General features: G+C 73.2%; 16 protein-coding genes and 1 tRNA gene. 4 read left to right on the forward strand and 13 right to left on the reverse strand.

The genetic code is table 11. From position 1 onward, the window contains the following. Window positions 1-23 precede the first annotated feature (23 nt). From prfA to argS, 8 genes are all read right to left on the reverse strand, one after another. Window positions 24-1,097 (reverse strand): peptide chain release factor 1, encoded by a 1,074-nt coding sequence (gene prfA / locus QWJ90_RS11170; protein WP_156241876.1) that lies wholly within the window; start codon window positions 1,095-1,097, stop codon window positions 24-26. Window positions 1,098-1,116: 19 nt separating this feature from the next. Then, window positions 1,117-3,291 (reverse strand): transcription termination factor Rho, encoded by a 2,175-nt coding sequence (gene rho, locus QWJ90_RS11175; protein WP_436836701.1) that lies wholly within the window; start codon window positions 3,289-3,291, stop codon window positions 1,117-1,119. 155 nt (window positions 3,292-3,446) lie between these two features. Further along, window positions 3,447-4,379 (reverse strand): homoserine kinase, encoded by a 933-nt coding sequence (gene thrB / locus QWJ90_RS11180; RefSeq protein WP_290107915.1) that lies wholly within the window; start codon window positions 4,377-4,379, stop codon window positions 3,447-3,449. Then, window positions 4,376-5,464 carry a threonine synthase gene (gene thrC / locus QWJ90_RS11185; RefSeq protein WP_290107916.1) on the reverse strand — a complete coding sequence of 363 codons (1,089 nt, stop codon included), beginning with the start codon at window positions 5,462-5,464 and terminating at the stop codon, window positions 4,376-4,378. The genes thrB and thrC overlap by 4 nt, the downstream gene beginning before the upstream one ends. 2 nt (window positions 5,465-5,466) lie before the next feature. Further along, on the reverse strand, window positions 5,467-6,765 hold the full coding sequence (locus QWJ90_RS11190; protein WP_290107917.1) for a homoserine dehydrogenase: 1,299 nt from the start codon (window positions 6,763-6,765) through the stop codon (window positions 5,467-5,469). Next, complete coding sequence (gene lysA / locus QWJ90_RS11195; protein ID WP_290107918.1) at window positions 6,762-8,186, reverse strand: diaminopimelate decarboxylase; 1,425 nt, start codon at window positions 8,184-8,186, stop codon at window positions 6,762-6,764. Before lysA ends, QWJ90_RS11190 begins: the two co-directional genes overlap by 4 nt. A 125-nt stretch (window positions 8,187-8,311) precedes the next feature. After that, window positions 8,312-9,079: an LmeA family phospholipid-binding protein gene (locus QWJ90_RS11200; protein WP_290107920.1), complete on the reverse strand. Its 768-nt coding sequence runs from the start codon at window positions 9,077-9,079 to the stop codon at window positions 8,312-8,314. A 1-nt stretch (window position 9,080) separates the two neighbouring features. After that, window positions 9,081-10,745: an arginine--tRNA ligase gene (argS, locus tag QWJ90_RS11205; RefSeq protein WP_290107921.1), complete on the reverse strand. Its 1,665-nt coding sequence runs from the start codon at window positions 10,743-10,745 to the stop codon at window positions 9,081-9,083. A 60-nt stretch (window positions 10,746-10,805) separates the two neighbouring features. On the opposite strand from argS, the gene QWJ90_RS11210 reads away from it, so the two are divergent. The 3 genes from QWJ90_RS11210 (at window position 10,806) to hrpB (ending at window position 14,348) form a co-directional block, all read left to right on the forward strand. Then, a complete protein-coding gene (locus tag QWJ90_RS11210; protein WP_290107922.1) occupies window positions 10,806-11,657 on the forward strand; it encodes an SGNH/GDSL hydrolase family protein in 852 nt (283 codons plus the stop codon). Between the two features lie 16 nt (window positions 11,658-11,673). Continuing rightward, window positions 11,674-11,746, forward strand: a tRNA-Arg gene (locus tag QWJ90_RS11215). 76 nt (window positions 11,747-11,822) lie between these two features. After that, complete coding sequence (gene hrpB, locus QWJ90_RS11220) at window positions 11,823-14,348, forward strand: ATP-dependent helicase HrpB (RefSeq protein WP_290107923.1); 2,526 nt, start codon at window positions 11,823-11,825, stop codon at window positions 14,346-14,348. A 45-nt stretch (window positions 14,349-14,393) separates the two neighbouring features. On the opposite strand, the gene QWJ90_RS11225 is transcribed toward hrpB, so the two are convergent. The 5 genes from QWJ90_RS11225 to QWJ90_RS11245 all read right to left on the reverse strand — a co-directional run bounded on the left by QWJ90_RS11225 (window position 14,394) and on the right by QWJ90_RS11245 (window position 20,826). Beyond that, on the reverse strand, window positions 14,394-16,487 hold the full coding sequence (locus QWJ90_RS11225) for a RecQ family ATP-dependent DNA helicase (protein WP_290107925.1): 2,094 nt from the start codon (window positions 16,485-16,487) through the stop codon (window positions 14,394-14,396). Between the two features lie 179 nt (window positions 16,488-16,666). Then, window positions 16,667-17,773 carry an FAD-dependent oxidoreductase gene (locus tag QWJ90_RS11230; RefSeq protein ID WP_290107926.1) on the reverse strand — a complete coding sequence of 369 codons (1,107 nt, stop codon included), beginning with the start codon at window positions 17,771-17,773 and terminating at the stop codon, window positions 16,667-16,669. A gap of 542 nt (window positions 17,774-18,315) precedes the next feature. Beyond that, window positions 18,316-19,191: a CPBP family intramembrane glutamic endopeptidase gene (locus QWJ90_RS11235; protein ID WP_290108071.1), complete on the reverse strand. Its 876-nt coding sequence runs from the start codon at window positions 19,189-19,191 to the stop codon at window positions 18,316-18,318. A gap of 28 nt (window positions 19,192-19,219) precedes the next feature. Beyond that, on the reverse strand, window positions 19,220-19,945 hold the full coding sequence (gene trmB, locus QWJ90_RS11240) for a tRNA (guanosine(46)-N7)-methyltransferase TrmB (RefSeq protein WP_290107927.1): 726 nt from the start codon (window positions 19,943-19,945) through the stop codon (window positions 19,220-19,222). Window positions 19,946-19,983: 38 nt separating this feature from the next. Next, window positions 19,984-20,826 carry a DUF3097 domain-containing protein gene (locus QWJ90_RS11245; protein WP_290108072.1) on the reverse strand — a complete coding sequence of 281 codons (843 nt, stop codon included), beginning with the start codon at window positions 20,824-20,826 and terminating at the stop codon, window positions 19,984-19,986. Window positions 20,827-20,981: 155 nt separating this feature from the next. Here QWJ90_RS11245 and QWJ90_RS11250 point away from each other — a divergent pair, with 155 nt between their 5' ends. Beyond that, window positions 20,982-23,024, forward strand: a complete 2,043-nt coding sequence (locus tag QWJ90_RS11250; protein WP_290107929.1) for a TPM domain-containing protein — start codon at window positions 20,982-20,984, stop codon at window positions 23,022-23,024. The last annotated feature ends 20 nt before the right edge of the window (window positions 23,025-23,044 follow it).

Consider the following 23,044-nt stretch of genomic DNA (forward strand, 5'->3'; position numbering starts at 1 on the left):
AGCGGATGGCCCAAGCGGTGAGGTCAGTCGCCGAGCGAGGCGAGGCGCTCGGCCTCGTCGGCTTCGATGCAGGACTCGACGACGGGGCCGAGGGCGCCGTCCATCACCTGATCGAGGTTGTACGACTTGTACCCCGTGCGGTGGTCCGCGATCCGGTTCTCCGGGAAGTTGTACGTGCGGATGCGCTCGGAGCGGTCCATGCCGCGGATCTGCGACTTGCGCGCATCGGCGGCGACGGCGGCGAGCTCCTCCTGCTGGCGCGCGAGGAGGCGCGCGCGCAGGACGCGCATGCCGGCCTCGCGGTTCTGCAGCTGCGACTTCTCGTTCTGCATCGACACGACGATGCCCGTCGGCACGTGCGTGATGCGCACGGCGGAGTCGGTCGTGTTGACGGACTGGCCGCCGGGGCCGGATGACCGGAACACGTCGATCTTCAGATCGTTCGCGTCGATCTGGATCTCCTCGGGCTCATCCACCTCGGGGAAGACGAGCACGCCGGTCGTCGACGTGTGGATGCGGCCCTGCGACTCGGTCGCGGGAACGCGCTGCACGCGGTGAACGCCGCCCTCGTACTTCAGGTGCGCCCACACGCCCTGCGCGGGGTCGTTCGACGTGCCCTTGATCGCGACCTGGACGTTCTTGTAGCCGCCGAGATCGGACTCGTCGCGCTCGAGGAGCTCGGTCTTCCACCCCTTGGACGCGGCGTACTGCATGTACATGCGGAGGAGGTCGGCGGCGAAGAGGGCGCTCTCCGCACCGCCCTCGCCGGCCTTGATCTCCATGATCACGTCGCGCGCGTCGTCGGGGTCGCGCGGGATGAGCAGACGACGCAGGCGCTCCTGCGTCTGCGCGAGGTTCTCCTCCAGGGCCGGGACCTCCTCCGCGAAGGCCTCGTCCTCCTTGGCGAGCTCGCGGGCGGCCGCGAGGTCCTCCCCCGCGGCCTCCCACTCCTCGTGAGCGCGCACGATGCGGCTGAGCTCGGCGTAGCGCCGGTTGACGCGCTTGGCACGTGCGGCGTCGGCGTGCACGGCGGGGTCCGAGAGCTCTTCCTGGACCCGCCGGTGCTCGTCGATCAGTCCCTGAACGGACTCGAACACTCCTGCTCCCCCGCCCGCGTCAGCGGATGTCGTTCTCGTGGCCCGAGCCGCGTCCGCCGGTGGCCGGCATCGTCTTCTGCATCTGGACGAGGAACTCCACGTTCGACTGCGTCTCCTTGAGCTTGTCGAGGATGACGCCGAGCGCGTGCTGCTGGTCGAGCCCGGCGAGGGCGCGGCGCAGCTTCCACGTGATCTTGACCTCGTCGGCGGAGAGCAGCATCTCCTCGCGGCGCGTGGACGACGCGTTGACGTCGACGGCCGGGAAGATGCGCTTGTCGGCGAGCTGACGCGACAGGCGCAGCTCCATGTTGCCGGTGCCCTTGAACTCCTCGAAGATCACCTCGTCCATCTTCGAGCCGGTCTCCACGAGCGCGGTCGCGAGGATGGTCAGCGAGCCGCCGTTCTCGATGTTGCGCGCGGCGCCGAAGAAGCGCTTGGGCGGGTACAGCGCCGAGGCGTCCACGCCGCCGGAGAGCACGCGGCCCGACGTCGGAGCGGAGATGTTGTAGGCGCGGCCCAGTCGGGTGATCGAGTCGAGGAGCACGACCACGTCGCGCCCCAGCTCGACGAGGCGCTTCGCGCGCTCGATGGCGAGCTCGGCGACCGTGGTGTGGTCCTCGGCCGGACGGTCGAAGGTCGAGGCGATGACCTCGCCCTTCACCGAGCGCTGCATGTCGGTGACCTCCTCGGGGCGCTCGTCGACGAGCACGACCATGAGGTGGGCCTCGGGGTTGTTCTGCGAGATCGCGTTGGCGATCTGCTGCAGGACGATCGTCTTGCCCGCCTTCGGGGGTGCGACGATGAGGCCGCGCTGACCCTTGCCGATCGGCGAGATGAGGTCGATGATCCGCTGCGTGAGCTTCTCGGGAGCGGTCTCGAGACGCAGGCGCTCCTGCGGGTAGAGCGGCGTGAGGTCGCCGAACTCCACGCGACCGGCGGCATCCTCGACGGACAGGCCGTTGATCGAGTCGACCTTCACGAGCGCGTTGTACTTCTGGCGCCCGCTCGACTCGCCCTCACGCGGCTGCTTGATCGCGCCGACGATCGCGTCGCCCTTGCGCAGGTGGTACTTCTTCACCTGGCCGAGCGAGACGTAGACGTCCTGGTGTCCGGGAAGGTAGCCCGTGGTGCGGACGAAGGCGTAGTTGTCGAGCACGTCGAGCACGCCGGCGATCGGGATGAGGACGTCGTCCTCGCCGATCTCGGTGTCGAACTCGTCATCCGCGCCGCCGCGACGCTTGGTGTTGCGAGCGCGGCCGCGCCCCTCGGTCTGCGCCTGCGCCTGGTTCTGGTTGCGGCCCTGACGCTGGGTGCCGCGCTCGTTGCGCTCGCCCTCGTCGTCCTTGGCCTCGTCCTGCTGGGGGGCGCGGGTGTCCTCGGTGGCCTGCGCGTCGCCGCCCGCCTTGTTGCGGCCGCGGCGGTTGCGGTTGCGTCCGCGACGGCCGTTGCCCTCCTCGGACTTCTCGCCCTCGGCGCGGTTGCCCTCGCTGCGGCCGGCGGTTCCCTCGGCCGATGCGGCACCCTCGGCGTCGGTCGTCTCGGCGGCGTCGGCCGTCTCGCTCGCGGCGGTCTCGTTCTCGGCGGTCTCGGTCTCGGCGCCGGCGGCCGGGGCCTCCTCGGCGGACTCGGAGGCGACGTCGGCGGTCGCGGCGGGGGCCTCACCCTGCTCGTCGGTCGCCGGTGCAGCGGTGGTGTCGGCGGCGGGGATCCCGGCGTCGGCCGGGGTCTCCTCGGGCGCCTCGACGACGGGCTCGACCTTCTTGGGGCGACGCGGCGCGCGCTTGCGGGCGGGCTTGGCCGGGGCCTCCTCCGCGGGGGCGGCGGGGGCGTCTGCGCCCTCGACAGCCGCACCTTCCGCGGACTCGGCGGCGGCGCCATCCGTCGCGTCGGCAGCGGGCGCAGCGTCGGCAGCGGGCGCAGCGTCGGCGGCAGGCGCAGCGTCGGCGGCAGGCGCAGCGTCGGCAGCGGGTGCCTCGGCGGGTGCAGCGTCAGCGGCAGGCGCGGCCTCCGCGGCGAGGCCGGTCGACTTCACGCGGCGCGGGGCGCGCTTGCGGGCGGGCTTGGCGGGAGCCGCCTCGGGCTCGGCCGGCGACTCCGCGGGCGACGCCTCGGTCGCCTGCATGTCGGGCTGCGCGTCGAAGAGGGTCTCTCCTTCGCCGACGGCTTCGTTCTGGATCTCGGAGATGTGCTCCACGAGTACTCCTGTCGGTGTTGCGTGGCATGACCCGAACCGCACTGGCGAGATTCGCTGACGCGCGCCACGACGCGCGTGGATCCTGGCCTGTCAGAAAGAAGAAGGCCTGGACCGTGCGGGGGCTTCGCAGAATTGCGACGGTGGCTTTGAACGTGCTATTCAGCACCCACCGGGACTTCCCTCACAGTACCACCTTTGAAATCGACGGCGAGCATGAGGGCGTCCCACGGGGTGTCGGCGATCTGAGCGACGAGCTCAGCCGCCTCGAGACGGCGACCGGGGCCATCCGCGAGCACGAGCACGCTGGGGCCTGCGCCCGAGACGACGGCCGCGAACCCCTTCGCGCGCAGCGCCTGCACGAGCCGGTTGGTCTCGGGCATGGCCTCCGCGCGGTAGTTCTGGTGGAGCTTGTCATCGGTCGCGGCCAGCAGCAGCTCGGGGCTCTGCGTGAGCGCCGCGATGAGGAGCGCCGAGCGCGACACGTTGAACACGGCGTCCTCGCGCGGCACCTGCAGCGGCTGCAGGGTGCGGGCGAGCGAGGTCGACATGGTCGTCTCCGGCACGAACACGACGGGCGCGACGCCGCGGTGCACGAGCAGCTTCTTGTGCTGCGGGCCGGTCTCGTCCATCCACGCGATCGTGAGCCCGCCGAACAGCGCGGGTGCGACGTTGTCGGGGTGCCCCTCCAGCTCGGTCGCGAGGCGCAGCAGGTCGTTCTCCGACAGCTCCACCTCGCCCTGGAGCAGGCCCTTCGCCGCCAGCACACCGGCCGAGACCGCCGCGCCAGACGAGCCGAGCCCGCGCCCGTGCGGCACCCCGTTGTGTGCGTCGAGCCGCAGGCCGGGCGCCGGCCGGTCGACGTCGGCGAAGACGTGGCGGATGGCCCGCACGATCAGGTGGGAGCCGTCACGCGGGATGTGCTCGGCTCCCGACCCGCTCACCTCGATCTCGAGCTCGCCCTCGGGCAGGGTCGTCACGGTCAGCTCGTCGTACGCCGACAGCGCGAGGCCCAGGGTGTCGAACCCGGGGCCCAGGTTGGCGCTCGTGGCCGGCACGCGGACGTGCACCGAGCGCCGAGGTGGCGTCACGCGGGCGCTCCGACGGGTGAGAGTCCCAGCACCTCGGCGACGTCGCGGGGCGCGGCGTCGACGATCGTCGGGGTGACCTGCGAGCCGTCCTCCTGCGTGAGGGCCCACTGCGGGTCCTTCAGGCCGTGGCCGGTGACGGTGATCGTCACGCGCGAGCCGGCGGGGATGACACCGGCGGCCGAGCGCTCCAGCAGGCCCGCGACGCCGATGGCCGAGGCGGGCTCGACGAAGACGCCGGCGGTGCTGGCGAGCAGCTTCTGCGCCGCGAGGATGGCCGTGTCGGAGATCGCGCCGAAGTAGCCGTCGGTCTTCTCCCGCGCGTCGAGCGCGAGCTCCCACGAGGCCGGGTTGCCGATGCGGATGGCCGTGGCGATGGTCTCGGGGTTGCGCACGACCTCGCCGCGGACGATTGGCGCGGAGCCCTCGGCCTGGAAGCCGAACATGCGCGGCACGCGCGTGGAGGTGCCCGCGGCCGCCTCCTCCATGAACCCGCGCGAGTACGCGGTGTAGTTGCCCGCGTTGCCGATCGGGATGAAGTGGAAGTCGGGGGCGTCGCCGAGCTGCGAGACGACCTCGTAGGCGGCGGTCTTCTGGCCCTCGATGCGGTCGGGGTTGACCGAGTTCACGAGGTGCACGGGGTAGTTCTCGCTGAGCTCGCGCGCGATCTCGAGGCAGTCGTCGAAGTTGCCGCGGATCTGGATGAGCTGCCCGCCGTGGATGACGGCCTGGCTGAGCTTGCCCATGGCGATCTTGCCCTCGGGCACGAGCACCGCGGCGGTGATGCCGGCGTGCGCGGCGTAGGCCGCGGCGGACGCGGAGGTGTTGCCGGTGGAGGCGCAGATGACGGCCTTCGCGCCGTGCTCGACCGCGCGCGAGAGGGCGACGGTCATGCCGCGGTCCTTGAAGGAGCCGGTCGGGTTCATGCCCTCGAACTTGATCCAGACATCCGCGCCGGTCATCTCCGACAGCACGCGAGCCGGGACGAGCGGCGTGCCGCCCTCGCCGAGCGTCACGACGGTCGAGGCGTCGGTGACGCCCAGACGGTCGGCGAATTCGCGCATCACTCCGCGCCAGACGTGGGCCATGGTCATTCTCCTTCCACGCGCAGCACGGATGCCACGCGCACGACGACATCGCTCTCGGCCAGGCGAGCGACGGTGTCGCCCAGTGCCTGCTCTCGAGCCGTGTGGGTTCCGATCACGATGCGGGCGGTGCCCTCGTCATCGACGGTCTGCTCGACGGTCGCCGCGGAGACGCCGCCGTCGTTGAGGATGCCGGCGATCACGGCGAGGACGCCCTGCTCGTCGGACACCTCGAGGGTGATCTGGTAGCGGGTGCTGATCCGGCCGATCTCGGCGGTCGGCAGGCTCTGCCGCGCCGACTCCCCCACGCCCACGCCTCCGGCGATGTGGCGGCGGGCGGCTGAGACGACGTCGCCGAGCACGGCCGAGGCGGTCTGCACGCCGCCGGCGCCCGCCCCGTAGAACATGAGCGGGCCGGCGGCCTCGCTCTCGACGAACACGGCGTTGTTGCCGCCGTGCACGGTGGCGAGCGGGTGCTCGCGGCTGATGAGCGCGGGGTACACGCGCACCGAGATCGCCTCGCCCTCGGCATCGGCGAGGCGCTCGCAGATCGCGAGCAGCTTGATGACGAAGCCCGCACGGCGCGCGCCCTCGATCATGTCGGCGGTGATCGACTCGATGCCCTCGCGGTGCACGTCGTCCATCGACACCTCGGTGTGGAACGCGAGGCTGGCGAGGATGGCCGCCTTCTGCGCCGCGTCGTAGCCCTCGAGATCGAGGGTGGGGTCGGCCTCGAGGTACCCGAGGTCCGTCGCGAGCCGCTGCGCGTCCTCGGCGGAGAGGCCCTCGCGGTCCATCTTGTCGAGGATGAAGTTCGTCGACCCGTTCACGATCCCGAAGATGCGCACGATGCGGTCGCCGGCGAGGGAGTCCTTCAGCGGGCGGATGATCGGGATGGCCCCGGCCACGGCCGCCTCGTAGGAGACGGACGCGCCGACCTGGTCGGCGGCGTCGAAGATCTCCGGCCCGTGCTGCGCGAGCAGCGCCTTGTTGCCCGTGACGACGTCGGCGCCCGAGTTCAGCGCGGTGAGGATGTGCGTGCGGGCGGGCTCGATGCCGCCCATCAGCTCGATGACGATGTCGGCGCCGACGATGAGGCTCTCGGCGTCGGTCGTGAGCAGCTCGCGCGGCAGGTCGACGTCGCGCGGGGCGTCGAGGTCGCGCACGAGGATGCCCGCGAGTTCGAGGCGGGCCCCGCTGCGCTCGGCGAAGTCGTCGCCGTGCTCGCGCAGCAGGCGCGCGACCTGCGATCCGACGGAACCGGCGCCCAGCAGGGCGACCCTCAGCGTGCGATGGTCGATCATCCTTCTCCCTCTTCGGCCGTGGGACCGCTGTCGAGCCCGGCGTCGCGGGCGAGCAGATCGTCGATCGTCTCGCCGCGCACGATGACGCGGGCGCTTCCCGCACGCACCGCCACGACGGGCGGGCGCGGGACATGGTTGTAGTTGCTCGCGAGCGGCACCGAGTAGGCGCCGGTCACCGGGACGGCGAGCAGGTCGCCGGGGGTGACGTCGCCGGGAAGGTACTCGTGGTCGACGACGACGTCGCCCGACTCGCAGTGCATGCCGACCACGCGCACCAGCGCGGGGGCGTCGACGCCCTCGCGCGAGGCGATGCGGGCGGAGTACTGCGCCTCGTAGAGGGCGGGACGCGCGTTGTCGCTCATGCCGCCGTCGACGCTGACGTAAAGGCGCTCGGCGTCGCCGTCGTCGGTCGCGACGTGCACGGGCTTGATCGTGCCGACCTCGTAGAGCGTCACACCCGCCGTCCCGATCACGCTGCGGCCGGGCTCGAAGGCGAGCGTCGGCAGGGCGATGCCCCGCGCCGCGCACTCGTCGGCGACGGCGTCGACGATGCCGTCGGCGAGCTCCTCGATGGGCGATGGGTCGTCGGCGCGCGTGTACGCGATGCCGAATCCGCCGCCGAGGTTGAGCAGCGGGATGTCCCCGCCGGCCAGCAGGCGCTCGTGCAGCTCGACGACCCGCGAGGCGGACTCGCGGAAGCCGGCGACGCCGAAGATCTGCGACCCGATGTGGCAGTGGAGCCCCGCGAACGTGAGGTGCGGCAGCTCGCGGATGCGCGCGACGGCCTCCTCCGCGGCGGCGAGGGTGAAGCCGAACTTCTGATCCTCGTGCGCGGTCGCGAGGAAGTGGTGGGTCTCGGCGTGCACGCCGCTGTTCACCCGCACGAGCACGGTCTGGTCGGCGTCGAGGCGCTCGGTGATCGCGGCCAGGCGCTCGATCTCGATCGCGGAGTCGACGATGATCGTGCCGACGCCCGCCGTGACCGCGCGCTCGAGCTCCCACATCCGCTTGTTGTTGCCGTGGTAGCCGATGCTCGCGGCGGGGACGCCGGCCGCGAGGGCGACCGCGAGCTCCCCGCTCGAGCACACGTCGACGTGGAGGCCGGCCGCGATCATCCAGCGCGCGATCTCGGCGCTGAGGAACGCCTTCCCCGCGTAGTAGACGCGCGCCGAACCGCCGCGGCGGGCGGTGGCGGCGTCGAACGCGGCGCGGGTGCGGGCGGCCCGGGTGCGCGCCTCGTCCTCGTCGATCACGACGAGCGGGGTACCGAATTCGCGGGCGAGGGCGGGAGCCGATGCGCCGGCGACGACGAGCGCGCCGGTCGCGTCACGGACGGCCGATGCGGGCCAGACTCCGGGCGCGAGGTCGTTGGGGTCGGCGGGAGGCGTGAGCCATGCGGGCGCGAGGGCGGACGAGGACACGGGTCACCAATCGTGGGAATGGGGGTTCGCCGCGGCGCGGGACGCTCACGTCGCCGCGGTGACTGAGAGTCTATGGCACGCTCTCGCCGCCCGTGTTCGCACGACGACGCGCGGCGACACGCGGTTCAGACGCAGCCCGCCGATGCCCAGGCGCCGGTGTCGGCCGCTGCGCCGTCCGCGAGGGACAGGCGCACCACGAGCTCGGCCTGCTCGACGTCCGCGGAGACGACCTCGAGGCCATCCGGCAGCGCGTCGCCGTCGCACACGACGAGCGGCTCGGCGAGGGCGCTGAGATCGATGGGCGCCTGAGCGAGCGTGTCGGCGGTGAGCTCGAGGCCGCCCACGCTGATCGACTCCGGCGCGAGGACCACGTCGCCGTCCCGCACGCCCGGCACCGCGCTGAATGCCAGCGGGATGGGCACCCCGAACAAGGACGCGGTCGTGGAGAGCTCGGCGGCCGGGCCGGGAAGCGCCACGTCGATGTCGCCCCACGACAGCCAGCCTCCGCCGACCTGGTCGAGCAGCGCATCGACATCCGTCGCGTCGAGGGCGATGCTCGCGGTGCCGCCGAGCGCGTCGAGGTCCTCGCCGCGCACCGGCACGCCGTGCGCGCGGATCGCGACGTCGCCGGACAGGCCGCCGACGGAGACGTCGTCACTGCGGACCGAGAGGTCGTCGAGGTGACCGGCGACCAGCTGCACGAGCACGATCCCGCCGACGCTGACATCGATCCGCTGGTCGGCGGGAAGATCCAGCTCGGAGACGATCGTCTGCCGCACGCGCTGCTCGACCATCCGTCGCGCGACGAGCTCGCCGACGACGAGCACCGCCACGACGAGGACGATCGCGACCCCCGCGGCGATCAGCGCGCGGACCCGCCGACGCGCCGTCACGTCACATCCGCTCGGGAGCGCTGACGCCGAGCAGGTGCAGGCCGTTGCGGAGCACCTGGCCGGTGGCGTCGTTCAGCCACAGGCGAGTGCCGTGCACGGGCTCCACCGGCTCGTCGCCCTTGGGCGTCACGCGGCAGTTGTCGTACCAGCGGTGGTAGAGCCCGGCGAGCTCCTCGAGGTAGCGGGCGATGCGGTGCGGCTCGCGCAGCTCGGCGGCGAAGGCCACGATGCGCGGGAACTCCTGCAGGGCGCCCAGCAGCGCGCTCTCGGTCTCGTGGTCGAGCAGCTCGGGGGCGAAGGTCGAGCGGTCCACGCCCGAGTCGACCGCGTTGCGCGCGACGTTGTGCGTGCGGGCGTGCGCGTACTGCACGTAGAAGACGGGATTGTCGTTCGTGCGCTTGCGCAGCTGCTCGGGGTCGAGCGCGAGCGGCGAGTCGGCGGGGTAGCGCGCGAGCGAGTAGCGCAGCGCGTCGGTGCCGATCCACGAGATGAGGTCGTCCATCTCGATGATGTTGCCGGCGCGCTTGGAGAGCCGCGCGCCGTTGACCGACACGAGCTGCCCGATGAGCACCTCGATGTCCTTCTGCGGGTCGTCGCCCGCCGCGCCCGCGAGCGCCTTCAGGCGGTGCACGTAGCCGTGGTGGTCGGCGCCCAGTAGATAGATCTTGTGCTGGTAGCCCCGGTCGGACTTGCTCAGGTAGTACGCGGCATCGGCCGCGAAGTACGTGTAGATCTCGCTGTCGGAGCGGCGCACGACGCGGTCCTTGTCGTCGCCGAAGGTCGTGGTGCGCACCCACACCGCGCCGCCGTCCTCGAAGACGTGGCCCTGCGCCGCGAGACGGTCGATGGCGTCGTCGATCGCGCTGGCACCGCCCTCCTTCGCATGCAGCGTGCGCTCGCTGAAGAAGACGTCGAAGTGCACGTTGAACGTCTCGAGCGACTGCTGGATCTCGCCGAGCTGCCGGGCGTACGCGAGCTCGCGCGCGGTGGCGAGCTGCGCGTCGGGGTCGAGCTCGAGCAGGTCGGGGCGCTCGGCGAGCACGGCCTGCGCGAGGTCGGCGATGTACTGGCCGGGGTAGCCGCCCTCGGGGGTGGGCTCCCCCTTCGCTGCGGCGAGCACGCTGGCGCCGAACTTGTCCATCTGCGCGCCGGCGTCGTTGACGTAGTACTCGCTGACGAGGTCGGCGCCGCTGGCCTTCAGCACGCGGGCGATGGAGTCGCCGAGCGCTGCCCACCGGGTGTGGCCGATGTGGAGCGGCCCGGTCGGGTTCGCGCTGACGAACTCGAGGTTGATGGTGTTGCCGACCTGCGTCTGGTTGCGTCCGTAGGCATCGCCCGCGTCGACGATCGTCTTCGCGAGGGCGCCGGCCGCTGCGGCGTCGAGGCGGATGTTGATGAAGCCGGGGCCCGCGACCTCGGCGGATGCGACACCCTCGACCTCGGCGAGCGCGTCGGCGATCTCCTGCCCGAGCTCGCGCGGATTCACGCCGAGGCGCTTGGCGAGCTTCATGGCGATGTTGGTGGCCCAGTCGCCGTGGTCGCGGTTCTTCGGGCGCTCGAAGGCGACGTCGCCGGCGGCGAGGTCGAAGGACTCCTCCGGCCGGCGTCGCTCGACGATCGGGGTGAGGACGGCGAGCAGGGCGGCGGCGAGGGAATCCGGGTTCATAGCGGGTCGAGTTTACCGGGCCGGCCGGAGCGCTCGCCGCGAGCGCCTATCCTCGACACCATGACCCTGGCGCACCCGAAACGCCATGTCGCCGTGGTGTTCGCTGCGGCCGGCTTCCTCCTTCTCGGCATCATCCTCGTGCTGGGCCTCTGGCGACCCTGGGCGCCGCTCGAGACCCCCGCCGCGGTCGCCGCCGGGCCGACGTCGAATGACGTCGCGCCCGCCCCGCCGTCGCAGCTCTCGCTGCCCGACGACCCGTCTGTGCTCGTGTTCGGCGACTCCTGGACGTACGGCTCCGCCGCCACCGAGCGCGCACTCGGCTACGCCTACCGCTTCGGCGCGCTCGAGGGCTGGCGCACGACCGTGGACGGGATCCGCGGCAGCGGGTACCTGAAGCCCGGTGTCGACGGTCCCGACTTCGGCGAGCGGATGGCCGCGCTCGATCCCCGCCTCGCTCCCGACCTCATCGTGGTGCAGGGCTCGATCAACGACCGCCACCAGGACCTGTCGCGTTACGACGCCGCCGTCGACGCGGCGTGGGACACGCTCGAGGGGATGTACCCGGACGCCGCCGTCGTCGTGCTCGGCCCCGCCCCGCAGGTCCTCCCCGTCGAGGCGCCGACGGCGGAGATCGACGAGCGGCTGGCTCGGCTCGCGGCGGAGCGCGGCTGGCCGTACATCTCCCCCGTGCAGGAGGAGTGGATCACCGAGGACGACTACGCGCGTCTCATCGACACCTCGAAGCTGGGCGCGAACCATCCGTCCGATGCCGGTCACGCGTATCTCGCCGAGCGCCTCGCGGCGGCCGTCGACGCGATGACCGCGCCGCTGCAGGTGGAGGCCGCCGAACCGCAGGTCGAGCCCGCAGCGCCCGTGGTGTCCGACGTGTACGAGGCACCCTCCGCGCGCTGATAGGCTCGAGCAGCACGCCTCCGTAGCTCAGGGGATAGAGCGCCGGTTTCCGGTACCGAAGGTCGGGGGTTCGAATCCCTCCGGGGGCACCGATGCGCGAAGGCCCCGCTCGTGATGAGCGGGGCCTTCGCCATGTCCGGACGCCCGGGTTGAGATGATCGTCATATGCCCCCGCGCCACATCTTCGACCTCGCTCGCATCGGCGCCGGGCTCACGGTGTCGGCGGCTCGGCCGGAGCTCGAGGCCGCGGCCACCGGCGGTGCCTTCGTCGTCACAGCTCCCCCGGGCACCGGCAAGACCACGTTCGTGCCGCCCCTCGTGGCGAACCTCGTTCCCGGCCGCGCGCTCCTCACGCAACCGCGGCGGGTGGCGGTGCGGGCCGCCGCGCGCCGGATCGCGCAGCTCGACGGATCGCCGCTCGGCGGCCCCGCCGGCTTCACCATCCGCGGCGAGCGCGAGGTGTCGACTGCGACCCGCATCGAGGCCCTCACGCCCGGCGTGCTGCTGCGGCGCCTGCTCGCCGACCCCGCCCTCGAGGGCGTCGACGCGGTCGTGCTCGACGAGGTGCACGAGCGCTCCCTCGACGGCGACCTGCTCCTCGGGATGCTGGCCGAGGTCCGGGCCCTGCGCGACGACCTGCTCGTCGTCGCGATGTCCGCCACGGTAGACGCCGCGCCCATCGCCGCCCTCCTCGGCGACGCGGCGGTCGTCGACATCCCCTCGCCGCTCCATCCGCTCGCGATCGAGTACGCGCCGATGGACGGGGCGCGCCTGGACCTCCGCGGCGTCACCCGCCCGTTCCTCCGGCACGTCGCCGACGTCGCCGTGTCCGCTCAGCGCGAGGACGACGCGCTGGTGTTCCTGCCGTCGGCGCACGACGTCGACGAGGTGGTGCGACTCCTGCGCGAGCGGGGCGCAGATGCCCTCCCGCTGCACGGGCGACTGTCCGCACGGGACCAGGACCTGGCCATCCGCGGGACAGGCGCGGGCGACCCGCCGCGCATCATCGTGTCGACCGCACTGGCGGAGAGCTCGCTCACGGTGCCCGGCGTGCGCCTCGTGATCGACGCGGGGCTGTCGCGGGAGGTGCGGCGCGACCGCGCTCGCGACATGACCGGCCTGGTCACCGTGAGCGCGTCGCGGGCGAGCGCCGACCAGCGTGCGGGACGCGCCGCGCGGCAGGGACCGGGCCGCGCCATCCGCCTGTATGCGCAGGCCGACTTCGCGCGGATGGCTCCTGCCGCGCCTCCCGAGATCGCCTCCGCGGATCTCGTCGACGCGGCGCTCCTCCTCGGCGCCTGGGGCACGCCGGGCGGCGAGGGCCTCGCCCTGCTCACACCGCCGCCTGCCGGAGCGATGGCGAGCGCGCTGGCGGTGCTGCGCGAGCTCGCCCTCATCGACGGCGCCGGCCGCCCGACGGAGCTCGGCCGCCGCCTCGCCACGCTGCCCGTCGGGGTGCGCGCGGCACGGGCGCTGCTGGACGGCGCGGCGGAGCTCGGCGACGCCCGCGCGGCCGCCGAGGTCGTCGCGGCGATCTCCGACGACCACCGCGACGCCGATGCGGACCTGCCGCGCCTGCTGCGCGCGCTGCGGGACGACCGCGCACCGGGCGCCGCGCGCTGGCGGCGGGAGACGACGAGACTGGCACGGATCGCGACGGATGGCGGTGCCGGGGGTTCGCGCGGGGTCACCGGCGCGGCGGGGGTCGTCGTCGCGCTCGCTCGCCCGGACTGGATCGCGCGCCGGACGGGTGAGGGGTCGCGCAGCTACCTGCTCGCGAGCGGCACCCGCGCCGCGCTCCCCGAGGGCAGCGCGCTCGTCGCCTCGGAGTGGATCGCCGTGCACGACGTCCAGCGGATGGATGGCCGCGCCGCGGACGGGACCGGTGCCGTCATACGGCTGGCCGCTCCGCTGAGCGAGGAGGACGCGCTGCACGTCGGCGCGCCGCTTCTCATCGCCGAGCGCTCCGCGCGAATCGACGGCGGACGGGTGCGCGTGCGCCTCGAGCGACGGCTCGGCGCCATCGTGCTGTCATCGACGCCGGCGGCGGCCGAACCGGGCGATGCGGCTCCGGCGCTGGCAGCGCACCTGCGTGCGGAGGGTCTTGAAGCCCTCGACTGGACGGCGACGGCGACAGCCCTCCGCGGCCGGCTGACCCTGGTGCATCGGCACCTCGGTGCACCGTGGCCCGCAGTGGACGACGACGCGCTGCTCGACCGGCTCGACGACTGGCTCGAGCCCGACCTCGCGCGGATGCGGCCGGACGCCTCACTCCAGAGCATCGACGTCGCCGCCGCGCTGCGTCGCCTGCTGCCGTGGCCGGAGGCCGCGCGCCTCGGCGAACTCGCGCCCGAGCGGCTGGCGGTGCCGTCGGGATCCACGGCGGGGATCGAGTACCCCGCACCCGACGACGCGGATGGCCTCCCCGTGGTGGCCGTGAAGCTGCAGGAGGTGTTCGGCCTCGCCCGCACGCCGCGGCTCGTCGGCGGACGGGTGCCGGTGCTGTTCCATCTCCTCTCCCCCGCGCGCCGGCCGCTCGCGGTGACCGCCGACCTCGAGTCGTTCTGGAACGGGCCGTATCAGGACGTCCGCAAGGAGATGCGCGGGCGCTACCCGCGCCATCCGTGGCCCGAGGACCCCTGGACCGCACCGGCCACCGCGAAGACGAACCGGCGACTGGCCGGCGGCTGAGGCTCGCGCGGGCGCGCAGAAGGTGGCGCGTCGCGCCTCGATGAGTCAGGCGCGAAGGCCCAGGGCGAACGGGAGCACAGCCGTCGCCCCCGCCGCGCGGAGCTCGCGGGCGGCGAGTGTCAGCGTCCAGCGGCTGTCGGCGAGGTCATCGACGAGGAGGACCGGGCCGGCGGGCACGTCGATGCCGGCGGCGGAGAGGTGACCGTGCAGGTCTGCGACGCGGAAGGCACTGTTGCCGCCGGGGCGTCCGACCGGTGCGGCGGCGTCGAGCGCGAGCGCGCCGAGATAGGGCAGCCGTCCGATCGCGGCGATGCCCTGAGCGGTGGAGGCGACGAGCTGCGGGCGCGAGCGCGAGGGAACGGACACGACAGCGACCGGCCGCTCCTGCCATCCCCACCCGGCGAGCACGCGCACGCACGCGTCGAGCAGGCGCTGCGGCACCGACTGGTCGGGAGCGCCCGCGGCGAAGAGCTCGCGGAGGGCGCCACCCCAGCCGAGATCCGTGAGACGAGCGAGGGCACGGCCTTCCGCCGCCTGTTGCTCGGCGGAGATGCGTCCCTTGAGGGGGACGCCGAGCCGGTCGAGCCCGGAGGGCCACTGGCGGCGCGGCTCGATGGGCACGCCGACGCGGTCGAGCGCAGACGCGGCCGAGGCCGACACGGCCTGCCCGATCTCCGCGGACAGCCACGGTCCTGCGCAGTTATCGCACCGGCCGCAGGGCTGGGCGGTCTCGTCGTCGAGCCGGCGCTGCAGGAACTCCATGCGGCACGCGGTCGTCGTCTGGTACTCGAGCATGTGGTCCTGCTCGGCGCGGCGCTCGGCGGCGATGCGGCCGTAGCGCTCGGCGTCGTACGTCCACGGCTCGCCGGTGGCGACCCATCCGCCCCGCTCTCGGCGCACGGCCCCGTCGACGTCGAGCACCTTCAGCAGCAGCTCGAGCGGCGTGCGGCGGATGTCGACGAGCGCCTCGAGGGCCACGGTCGAGAGCGGTCCGTGAGCATCGCGGAGCGCGGAGAGGACGCGCTCGGCCCGCTCCTGGTCGGGCATGGAGGCGGTGGCGAAGTAGTGCCAGATGTCACGGTCTTCGGGGCCGGGGAGCAGCACGACGTCGGCGGAGTCGGTCGCACGACCCGCGCGCCCCACCTGCTGGTAGTACGCGACCGGCGACGACGGCGCCCCGAGATGCAGCACGAAGCCGAGATCGGGCTTGTCGAACCCCATGCCGAGCGCGCTCGTGGCCACGAGCGCCTTCACCTCGTTGCGCTTGAGCATGACCTCCGACTCGGCGCGCTCGTCGGCGTCGCTCTGCCCGGTGTACGCGCGCACCTCGTGTCCGTGATCGCGGAGGAGCCGCGCGGTGTCGTTCGCCGCCGCCACGGTGAGCGTGTAGATGATGCCCGAGCCGGGCAGCTCGTCGAGATGGCTGAGCAGCCAGGCCAGCCGCGCGGTGGCATCCGGGAGGCGAAGGACTCCCAGCCGCAGCGAGGATCGCGCGAGCGGTCCGCGGATCGTCGTGACACCATCCGCCCCCAGCTGCTCGACGACGTCGGCGACCACGCGGCTGTTGGCGGTCGCGGTCGTCGCGAGGACCGGCACCGACGGCGGCATCTGCGCGATGAGGTCGCGGAGGCGCCGGTAGTCGGGGCGGAAGTCGTGCCCCCAGTCGCTGATGCAGTGGGCCTCGTCCACGACGAGCATGCCGATGCGGCGCACGAGTGCGGGCAGCTGCTCGTCGCGGAACGACGGGTTGTTGAGGCGCTCGGGCGAGACGAGGAGCACGTCGACCTCGTCGGCGTCGAGCTGCGCGAGGACCTCGGTCCACTCGTGCGCGTTGGTGGAGTTGATGGCGACGGCCCGCACGCCCGCGCGCTGGGCGGCGGCGATCTGATCCCGCATGAGGGCGATGAGCGGCGAGACGAGCACGGTCGGCCCTGCCCCGGCGTCGCGGAGCAGGCGCGTGGCGACGAAGTACACGGCCGACTTGCCCCACCCGGTGCGCTGCACGACGAGCGCGCGGCGCCGCCCGCCGACCAGCGCCTCGATCGCCTCGTACTGCCCCTCGTGGAAGTCGGCGTCGTCCCGGCCGACGAGGCGGCGCAAGGCGGCGAGAGCGGATGTGCGCAGGGCCTCGTCGGTCATGCCTCCAGCCTCGCACGCGGCTCTGACATCGAGCCGAGGTGTGGATGGCCGGAGGGCGCGGATGCCGCTGTGGAGCGGAAGCGGAGCGGGGACCGCTGCCACGGAACGCGTCCAACGGGTCGGCGGCTGCCGCAGAGCCGGGCAACAGCAGCTCGGCGACCCTCGCGCAGCGGCCTCCCCTACCGAAGCGCGAAGAACGGGTCGGCCGCGCCGCCCGTGGCGAGAGCCGCGAGATGCTCGCCGAGTGCGGGCGCGAACTTGAACCCGTGGCCCGCGAACCCGGCCGCGACGACGAGCGGCCCGGCGGTGTCGAGGATGAAGTCCTCGCCCTCGCGCGAGGTGTAGGTGCAGGAGAGGAACTCGAACCGGTCGGCGTCCGCGCCCGGCATCCACTCCGCCGCGTACGCCTGCAGCGCGTCGACGAGATGCGGCTCGGGAGCGAAGGTGCGCGTGGCGGGCGTGACCTCGGGACCGGCGCCGTGCCATCCGATCTTCAGCCCCTCGCCGGGCGAGACGAGCCCGTAGATCGGGCCCAGCCATCCGAAGCTCGACGGCTCCGCTCGATGATTGAAGCTGGGCCATCCGCTGCCGTCGTCGCCCGCAGCGAGCGCGAAGTGGGCGGGGTGCTCCTCCGTCACGCGGAGCGGCAGATCGACGAGACCGGCGAGGAGCTCCTTCGACCACGCTCCGGCGGCGACGATCGCGCGGCGGGCTCGCACGACGAGGTCCCCCGCGGTGACCTCGACGGCGTCGTCGCCGAGCACGCGGATGCCGTCGACAGCCGTGCGATGGCGCACGAGCGCGCCGTCGCGCGCGGCGACCGCGTGGAAGGCGCGCACGGACCGCTCGGCCCACAGGCGCCCGCCGGCGGGGAGGAAGAGGGAGTCGCTCGCGAACCGCATGCCGGGCCAGCGCCGGGCGGCCTCGTCGGGCGGGACGACCTCGACGTCGAAGCCGGCGGCCGGCGCGTTGTCGAGGAGGCGCGCGCGGTCAGGGAACGGACCGCGGTTGACGATGCCGGTCTGGTCGAGGAGCGTCTCCCCCGACTCGTCCTCGAGCTCGCGCCACAGCGGCAGCGCGCGCGTGAGCAGGCGCAGGTACGCGGGCTCCGCATACGACGGGTTGAAGTTGCGGGTGGAGGCGTGCGAGGCGCCGAGCGGATGGGCCGGATCGGCTGCTTCGAGGAGCGCCACGTCACGCCCATCTCGTGCGAGCGCCCACGCTGCCGCCGCCCCGACCACGCCACCGCCGATCACGACCGCCTCGACGTCGATCCGCTCCGCCATCCGCTCGCCTTTCGTCTGCACCGCCCGCCCGGTGACCCTCCACGCTATCGAGGTGGCAGGACGGCGCGCACGCTTCGCCGGGTGCCGGCGCTGTTCGCGGGGCGTCATGGCAGCGCCGCAGGGCGTCGGGGCAGCGCCGCTCCTCCCGGATCGCCCGGGCGCTCGTCTACCGCCCCGATGCTCGGAGCCCGCACGGGCGCTCGCACCCTGCGCCCTCGCTCCGAGGTCGCACGTGGGGCACGCGGTCTCGGAGCGGCGGCGCAGGCTCGCGTCCAGCGCGGCGGCTGAGACCGCACCGCCGCTCGCGCATGGCACCGATGCGCGTCGGCCGCGTCGACGCTCCCGGACCTCCGTGGCACTCGCGACTCGGGCGGATGCTCGCGGACAGCAGCTCGAGACTGCACGGATGCTCCCACCCAGCACTCGCCCTCCCGAACCGCGCGTGGAGCATGCGGTCTGGGAGCGCCGGCGCAGAGTCACCCGCGGCGCGGGCGCGCGCCGCCGCAGCCCGCGCGCCGCCGCCCGCTCCACAGCCCGGGCCGTCACACGAGGAAGAACGGGATGGCCCCCGGATTGTGCGCGTGGACGATCACCAGGAACACCACGGCGTCGAACAGCAGGTGCACGGTCACGACGTAGGCGAGGGAGCGCGTGCGGAGGAAGATCCACCCCTGCAGCAGCGCGAACGGGATGGTCAGCGCCGGTCCCCACGCCCGGTATCCGAGCTCCCACAGGAACGACACGAACACGATCGCCTGCAGCACGTTCGCCGCCGCGACGGGGAAGTGCCGCAGCAGCAGCGCGAACACCGTGCAGATGAAGAACAGCTCGTCCCAGATGCCCACCGCGCCGACGCCGACGAACAGCCGCGCGATGAGGTCGCCGGTGTCCACGACCGGCCAGTTGCGGTACACCCCCGACGTGATGAAGTAGAACGGCAGGATCAGCCACGCCAGCGCGAGCACGGCCGCGAGCCATCCCCATTGCAGCCGGCTCCAGCGCCCGCCGCCGCGCCATGGGAAGCCGGTCGCGCGGTCCCGGTAGACGAACCGCGACACCGCATACGGCACCACGACCGCGCCGCCCAGCGCGACCGTGAACCGCACCATCGCGGCGTCGTCGAGCTCGGCCGCCAGCGGGATCGAGCTGACGATGAGCATCCCCGCAGCCACGAGCGACAGGTCACGGGCGAGGGATGGCCGGGGCCGGCCGGATGGCGGATCGTTCAGCCGCCATGGGGTGACGCCATCCCTCCGGTCGGAGACGATCGCGACGGCGAGACCTGCGGTCAGCAGCAGCCAGCCGAGCCACGGCGTGAGGAGCACGAAGAACGCCGGCGCGGCGAGGCACACGATGAGCGCGGCGAGAAGCGGCAGCGCGCGCAGCGGCACATCGGATGCGCCCGCTCCCCCGGCCATCCGCGCCCGCCGGGCCCCCGCCATCCGCTCAGCCCCTCGCGACGCGGCGGTAGACGAGGTCGCGGATGTCGCGGCCCTTCTCGATGCCCTTGCGCTCGAACGCGGTCATGATGCGGCCGTCGAAGCGCTCGGCCCAGTCGCCGTCGAACGCGCGCTCGAACTCCGGCGCGGCGTCGAGGACCTCGCGCATCTGCAGCGCGTAGTCCTCCCAGTCGGTGGCGAGGCGGAGGAGACCGCCGTCGCGGAGGGCGCGGCCGGCCGTCGCGCCGAAGCCCGGACGGATCATGCGGCGCTTGGTGTGCTTCTTCTTGTGCCAGGGGTCGGAGAAGAAGATCCACACCTCGTCGGCCGCGGCCTCGGGCAGCAGCACGTCGAGCACCTCGGGGGCATTGGCCTCGACGAGGCGGAGGTTCCGGACGCCGGCGGCATCCGCGTCGAGCATGGTGCGGGCAAGGCCTGCGCGGAACACCTCGACGGCGAGGAAGTCGGTGTCGGGGTGCGTCGAGGCCGCATGGACGATCGCGTGGCCCTGACCGGAGCCGATCTCGACGACGAAGCGCCCGTCGCGGCCGAACTCCTCGGCGGGCACGAAGCGCGCGTCGGGGTGCACGGAGGTCGAGGCGACCGCGCGCGGGACGTCGAAGAAGTAGGTCGGCGAGAGCTCGGCCCAGGCGCGCTCCTGCCCCTCCGACATCCGCCCGCTGCGGCGGACGAACGAGACGGGATGGTCGCGGAACGTGCGGGGTTCGGGCATGCCTCCAGCGTACGGTCCGGCGCCCTCCTGCCCCGCGCTCAGGGCCCGGCTGGCTCCGTCACGAAGTCGATGAGCTCCTCCACGCGGCCCAGCAGCTCCGGCTCGAGGTCGCGGTAGGTCGTGACTCGCGAGAGGATCCGCTGCCACGCGAGACCCAGATCCTCCTTGGTCTCCGACGGCCAGCCGAGCCCCCGGCAGATGCCGGTCTTCCAGTCGATGCCGCGGGGCACGACCGGCCACCGCGGGATGCCGACGGTCTGCGGCTTCACGCACTGCCACACGTCGACGAACGGATGGCCGACGATCTTCACGTGGGCGCCGTGGCGTCCGCGGGCGATCTGCTCGGCGATGCGAGACTCCTTCGACCCCGGCACGAGGTGGTCGACGAGCACGCCGTAGCGGCGCTTCCGCGACGGCGGCTCCTCCTCGAGGAGCTCGTGCAGGAGGTCGACGCCCTGCAGGAACTCCACCGCGACGCCCTCGACGCGCAGGTCGGCGCCCCACACCTTCTCCACGAGCTCGGCGTCGTGCTTGCCCTCGACGAGGATGCGGCTCGGCAGCGCGACTCGGGCGCGCTGGTCCTCGACGACGAAGGAGCCGGAGGCGGTGCGACGGCGGCCCTGCGGCGCGGCCGACGGGACGACGAGCGCGACAGGCTCGCCCTCGATGAGGAAGCCGGCGCCCAGAGGGAAGACGCGCTTGCGGCCCTTCCAGTCCTCGAGCTCGACGCTGCCGTTCTCCACGCGCGTGATGGCGCCGCAGTAGCCGTCGCCGGCCACCTCCACGACGAGATCCAGCTCCGCCGGAACGGGCTTCGAGGTCTTCTTCCCCTTGTCGCGCCATCCGGCCGCGAGCACATCCGTGCCGTACCTGTCGTCCATAGCGTCCTCCAGCCATCCATCCCACCACGCTCGGCGCACGATCTGACGGCGCACCGCCATCCGCTCCCAGCGAAAACGCGCGCCTTCCATCGCATGCCGCGACGTGCATAGGATCGGAACGCGGGCTCGTGGCCGCCCGCGGAGGGGATGTCGCCATGCGGGCGAGATGGACCGTGGCGCTCGGCGCCGGCCTGACGCTGTTCCTCGGCGGAACCGCGTCGGCCGCGTTCGCGGAGGATCCCGTCTCGCTCGGCGACTCGTACGTCTACGACGGGTCCGACGTCCTCACCTCCGCCGAGGAGCAGGCGGCCCAGGAGCGCCTCGCCGCCCTGACCGCCGACAGCGACCTCGGCCTGTGGGTCGTGTACGTCGACGACTTCGAGAATCCGGCCGACGCCGTCACCTGGGCCGACACGACTGCCGAGCGGAACGGCCTCGGCAGCACGCAGTACCTCCTCGCGATCGCCACCGAGGGCCGCCAGCTCTACATCTCGGCTCCGACAGACGGACCCGTCAGCGACCAGCGCCTCGACGCCATCGAGCAGGACCTCTTCGACGTGCTCGGCCAGGGCGACTGGGCAGGCGCCGTCGACGTGGCGGCGGACGGCCTCGAGTCGCGCTCGGCGGGCGGCAGCAGCGGATGGCCGTGGATCATCGGCCTCGTCGTGGTCGCCGGCATCGTCATCGTCTTCGTCCTCGTCTCCCGCAAGCGCAGCCCCGCCCAGGCGGCGGGCGCGCCGCCCGTGGAGCCGGAGATCCCCCTCGACGAGCTGCAGCGCCGCGCGGCCTCGGCCCTCATCTCCGCCGACGACGCGGTGAAGTCCAGCGAGCAGGAGCTCGGGTTCGCGATAGCGCAGTTCGGCGACGAGGCGACCGCGGAGTTCCGCGAGGCGCTGGCCGCCGCGAAGGCGTCGGTCTCGCGCGCGTTCGAGCGCAAGCAGCAGCTCGACGACGCCGAGGAGGACGCCCCTGCCGACGTCCGCGCGTGGAACGCCGAGATCGTCTCGCTGTGCGAGCAGGCCGAGCGCTCCCTCGCCGACAAGGCGCAGGCGTTCGCGCAGCTGCGGCAGCTCGATCAGAACGCCCCGGAGGCGCTCGCGCACGCGCAGGAGAAGCGCGCACAGGCGAATGGCGTGGTCGCCGAGGCGCAGCGCTCGCTCGGCGATCTCAGCGCCCGCTACGCGCCCGAGGCGCTTGCCACGGTGTCCGACAACCCGGAGCAGGCGCAGGCCCGGCTGACCTTCGCCGACGAGCAGCTCGCCTCCGCGCAGATCGCGATCGGCGCGGGCCAGGGCGGCGAGGCGGCGGTGGCCATCCGCGACGCCGAGCAGGCGATCGCTCAGGCGCGCCAGCTCGGCACCGCCGTCGACGAGCTCGGCGCCGCGCTCGGCGAGGGCGAGCGCCAGGCGACGGACCTCATCCTCGAGCTCGAGGGCGACGTGGCGGCCGCGCGGCAGCTGCCCGACGAAGACGGCCAGATGGCCGCTGCCGTCGCCCGCACCGAGCAGCAGGTGCAGACCGCACGGCAGAACCTCTCCGGCTCCGCTCGCCGGCCCCTGGCGATGCTCGAGGCCCTGCAGAAGGCCGACGACGAGATCGACCGCGCGCTCGCCGGCGGTCGCGATGCGGCCCAGCGCGGACGCCGCGCCGAGCAGATGCTCGCGCAGACCCTCATCCAGGCTCGCAGCCAGGTCTCGACGGCGGAGCAGTACCTCTCCGCCCGTCGCGGCGGCGTGGGGGCCGACGCACGCACCCGGCTCGCGCAGGCGGGCGCGGAGCTCAGCCGCGCCGAGGGCCTGCAGCAGGCGGACCCCGCCGCATCCCTCGCCCACGCGCAGTCCGCGCTGCGGCTCGCCGGCGACGCCATCTCGCTCATGCAGAACGACGTGAGCGTCTTCACCGGCGGTGGCGGCATGCTCGGCGGCGGCGGGATGCGCGGGGGCATCGGCGGCGACATCGTGGGCGGCCTGATCGGCGGTCTCATCGGCAGCTCGCTCGGCGGTGGCGGCCGGCGCTCCACCTCGGGCTGGGGCGGCGGCGGGCTCGGTGGCATGCTCGGCGGCGGCATGGGCGGCGGCTGGGGCGGCTCGGCTCGCTCCGGACGCGGGGGCTCGTTCGGCGGCCGGTCCGGACGCTCCGGCGGCCGCAGCTTCGGCGGCGGCGGGCGCTCCGGGCGCCGGGGAGGTGGCCGATTCTGACGCCCCACGACACTCTTCAC

Origin of the sequence: Microbacterium oryzae (assembly GCF_030406385.1) — a bacterium.
In the GTDB taxonomy this organism is placed as follows: Bacteria; Actinomycetota; Actinomycetes; order Actinomycetales; family Microbacteriaceae; genus Microbacterium; species Microbacterium oryzae_A.

Bases quoted from the DNA above. Each gene is read 5' to 3' on its own strand.
- argS (WP_290107921.1), bottom strand. From the start codon at position 10,745: ATGAACCCGGATTCCCTCGCCGCCGCCCTGCTCGCCGTCCTCACCCCG.
- hrpB (WP_290107923.1), top strand. From the start codon at position 11,823: ATGCCCCCGCGCCACATCTTCGACCTCGCTCGCATCGGCGCCGGGCTC.
- QWJ90_RS11250 (WP_290107929.1), top strand. From the start codon at position 20,982: ATGCGGGCGAGATGGACCGTGGCGCTCGGCGCCGGCCTGACGCTGTTC.
- QWJ90_RS11245 (WP_290108072.1), bottom strand. From the start codon at position 20,826: ATGGACGACAGGTACGGCACGGATGTGCTCGCGGCCGGATGGCGCGAC.
- QWJ90_RS11235 (WP_290108071.1), bottom strand. From the start codon at position 19,191: ATGGCCGGGGGAGCGGGCGCATCCGATGTGCCGCTGCGCGCGCTGCCG.
- QWJ90_RS11210 (WP_290107922.1), top strand. From the start codon at position 10,806: ATGACCCTGGCGCACCCGAAACGCCATGTCGCCGTGGTGTTCGCTGCG.
- QWJ90_RS11225 (WP_290107925.1), bottom strand. From the start codon at position 16,487: ATGACCGACGAGGCCCTGCGCACATCCGCTCTCGCCGCCTTGCGCCGC.
- QWJ90_RS11230 (WP_290107926.1), bottom strand. From the start codon at position 17,773: ATGGCGGAGCGGATCGACGTCGAGGCGGTCGTGATCGGCGGTGGCGTG.
- thrC (WP_290107916.1), bottom strand. From the start codon at position 5,464: ATGGCCCACGTCTGGCGCGGAGTGATGCGCGAATTCGCCGACCGTCTG.
- QWJ90_RS11190 (WP_290107917.1), bottom strand. From the start codon at position 6,765: ATGATCGACCATCGCACGCTGAGGGTCGCCCTGCTGGGCGCCGGTTCC.
- trmB (WP_290107927.1), bottom strand. From the start codon at position 19,945: ATGCCCGAACCCCGCACGTTCCGCGACCATCCCGTCTCGTTCGTCCGC.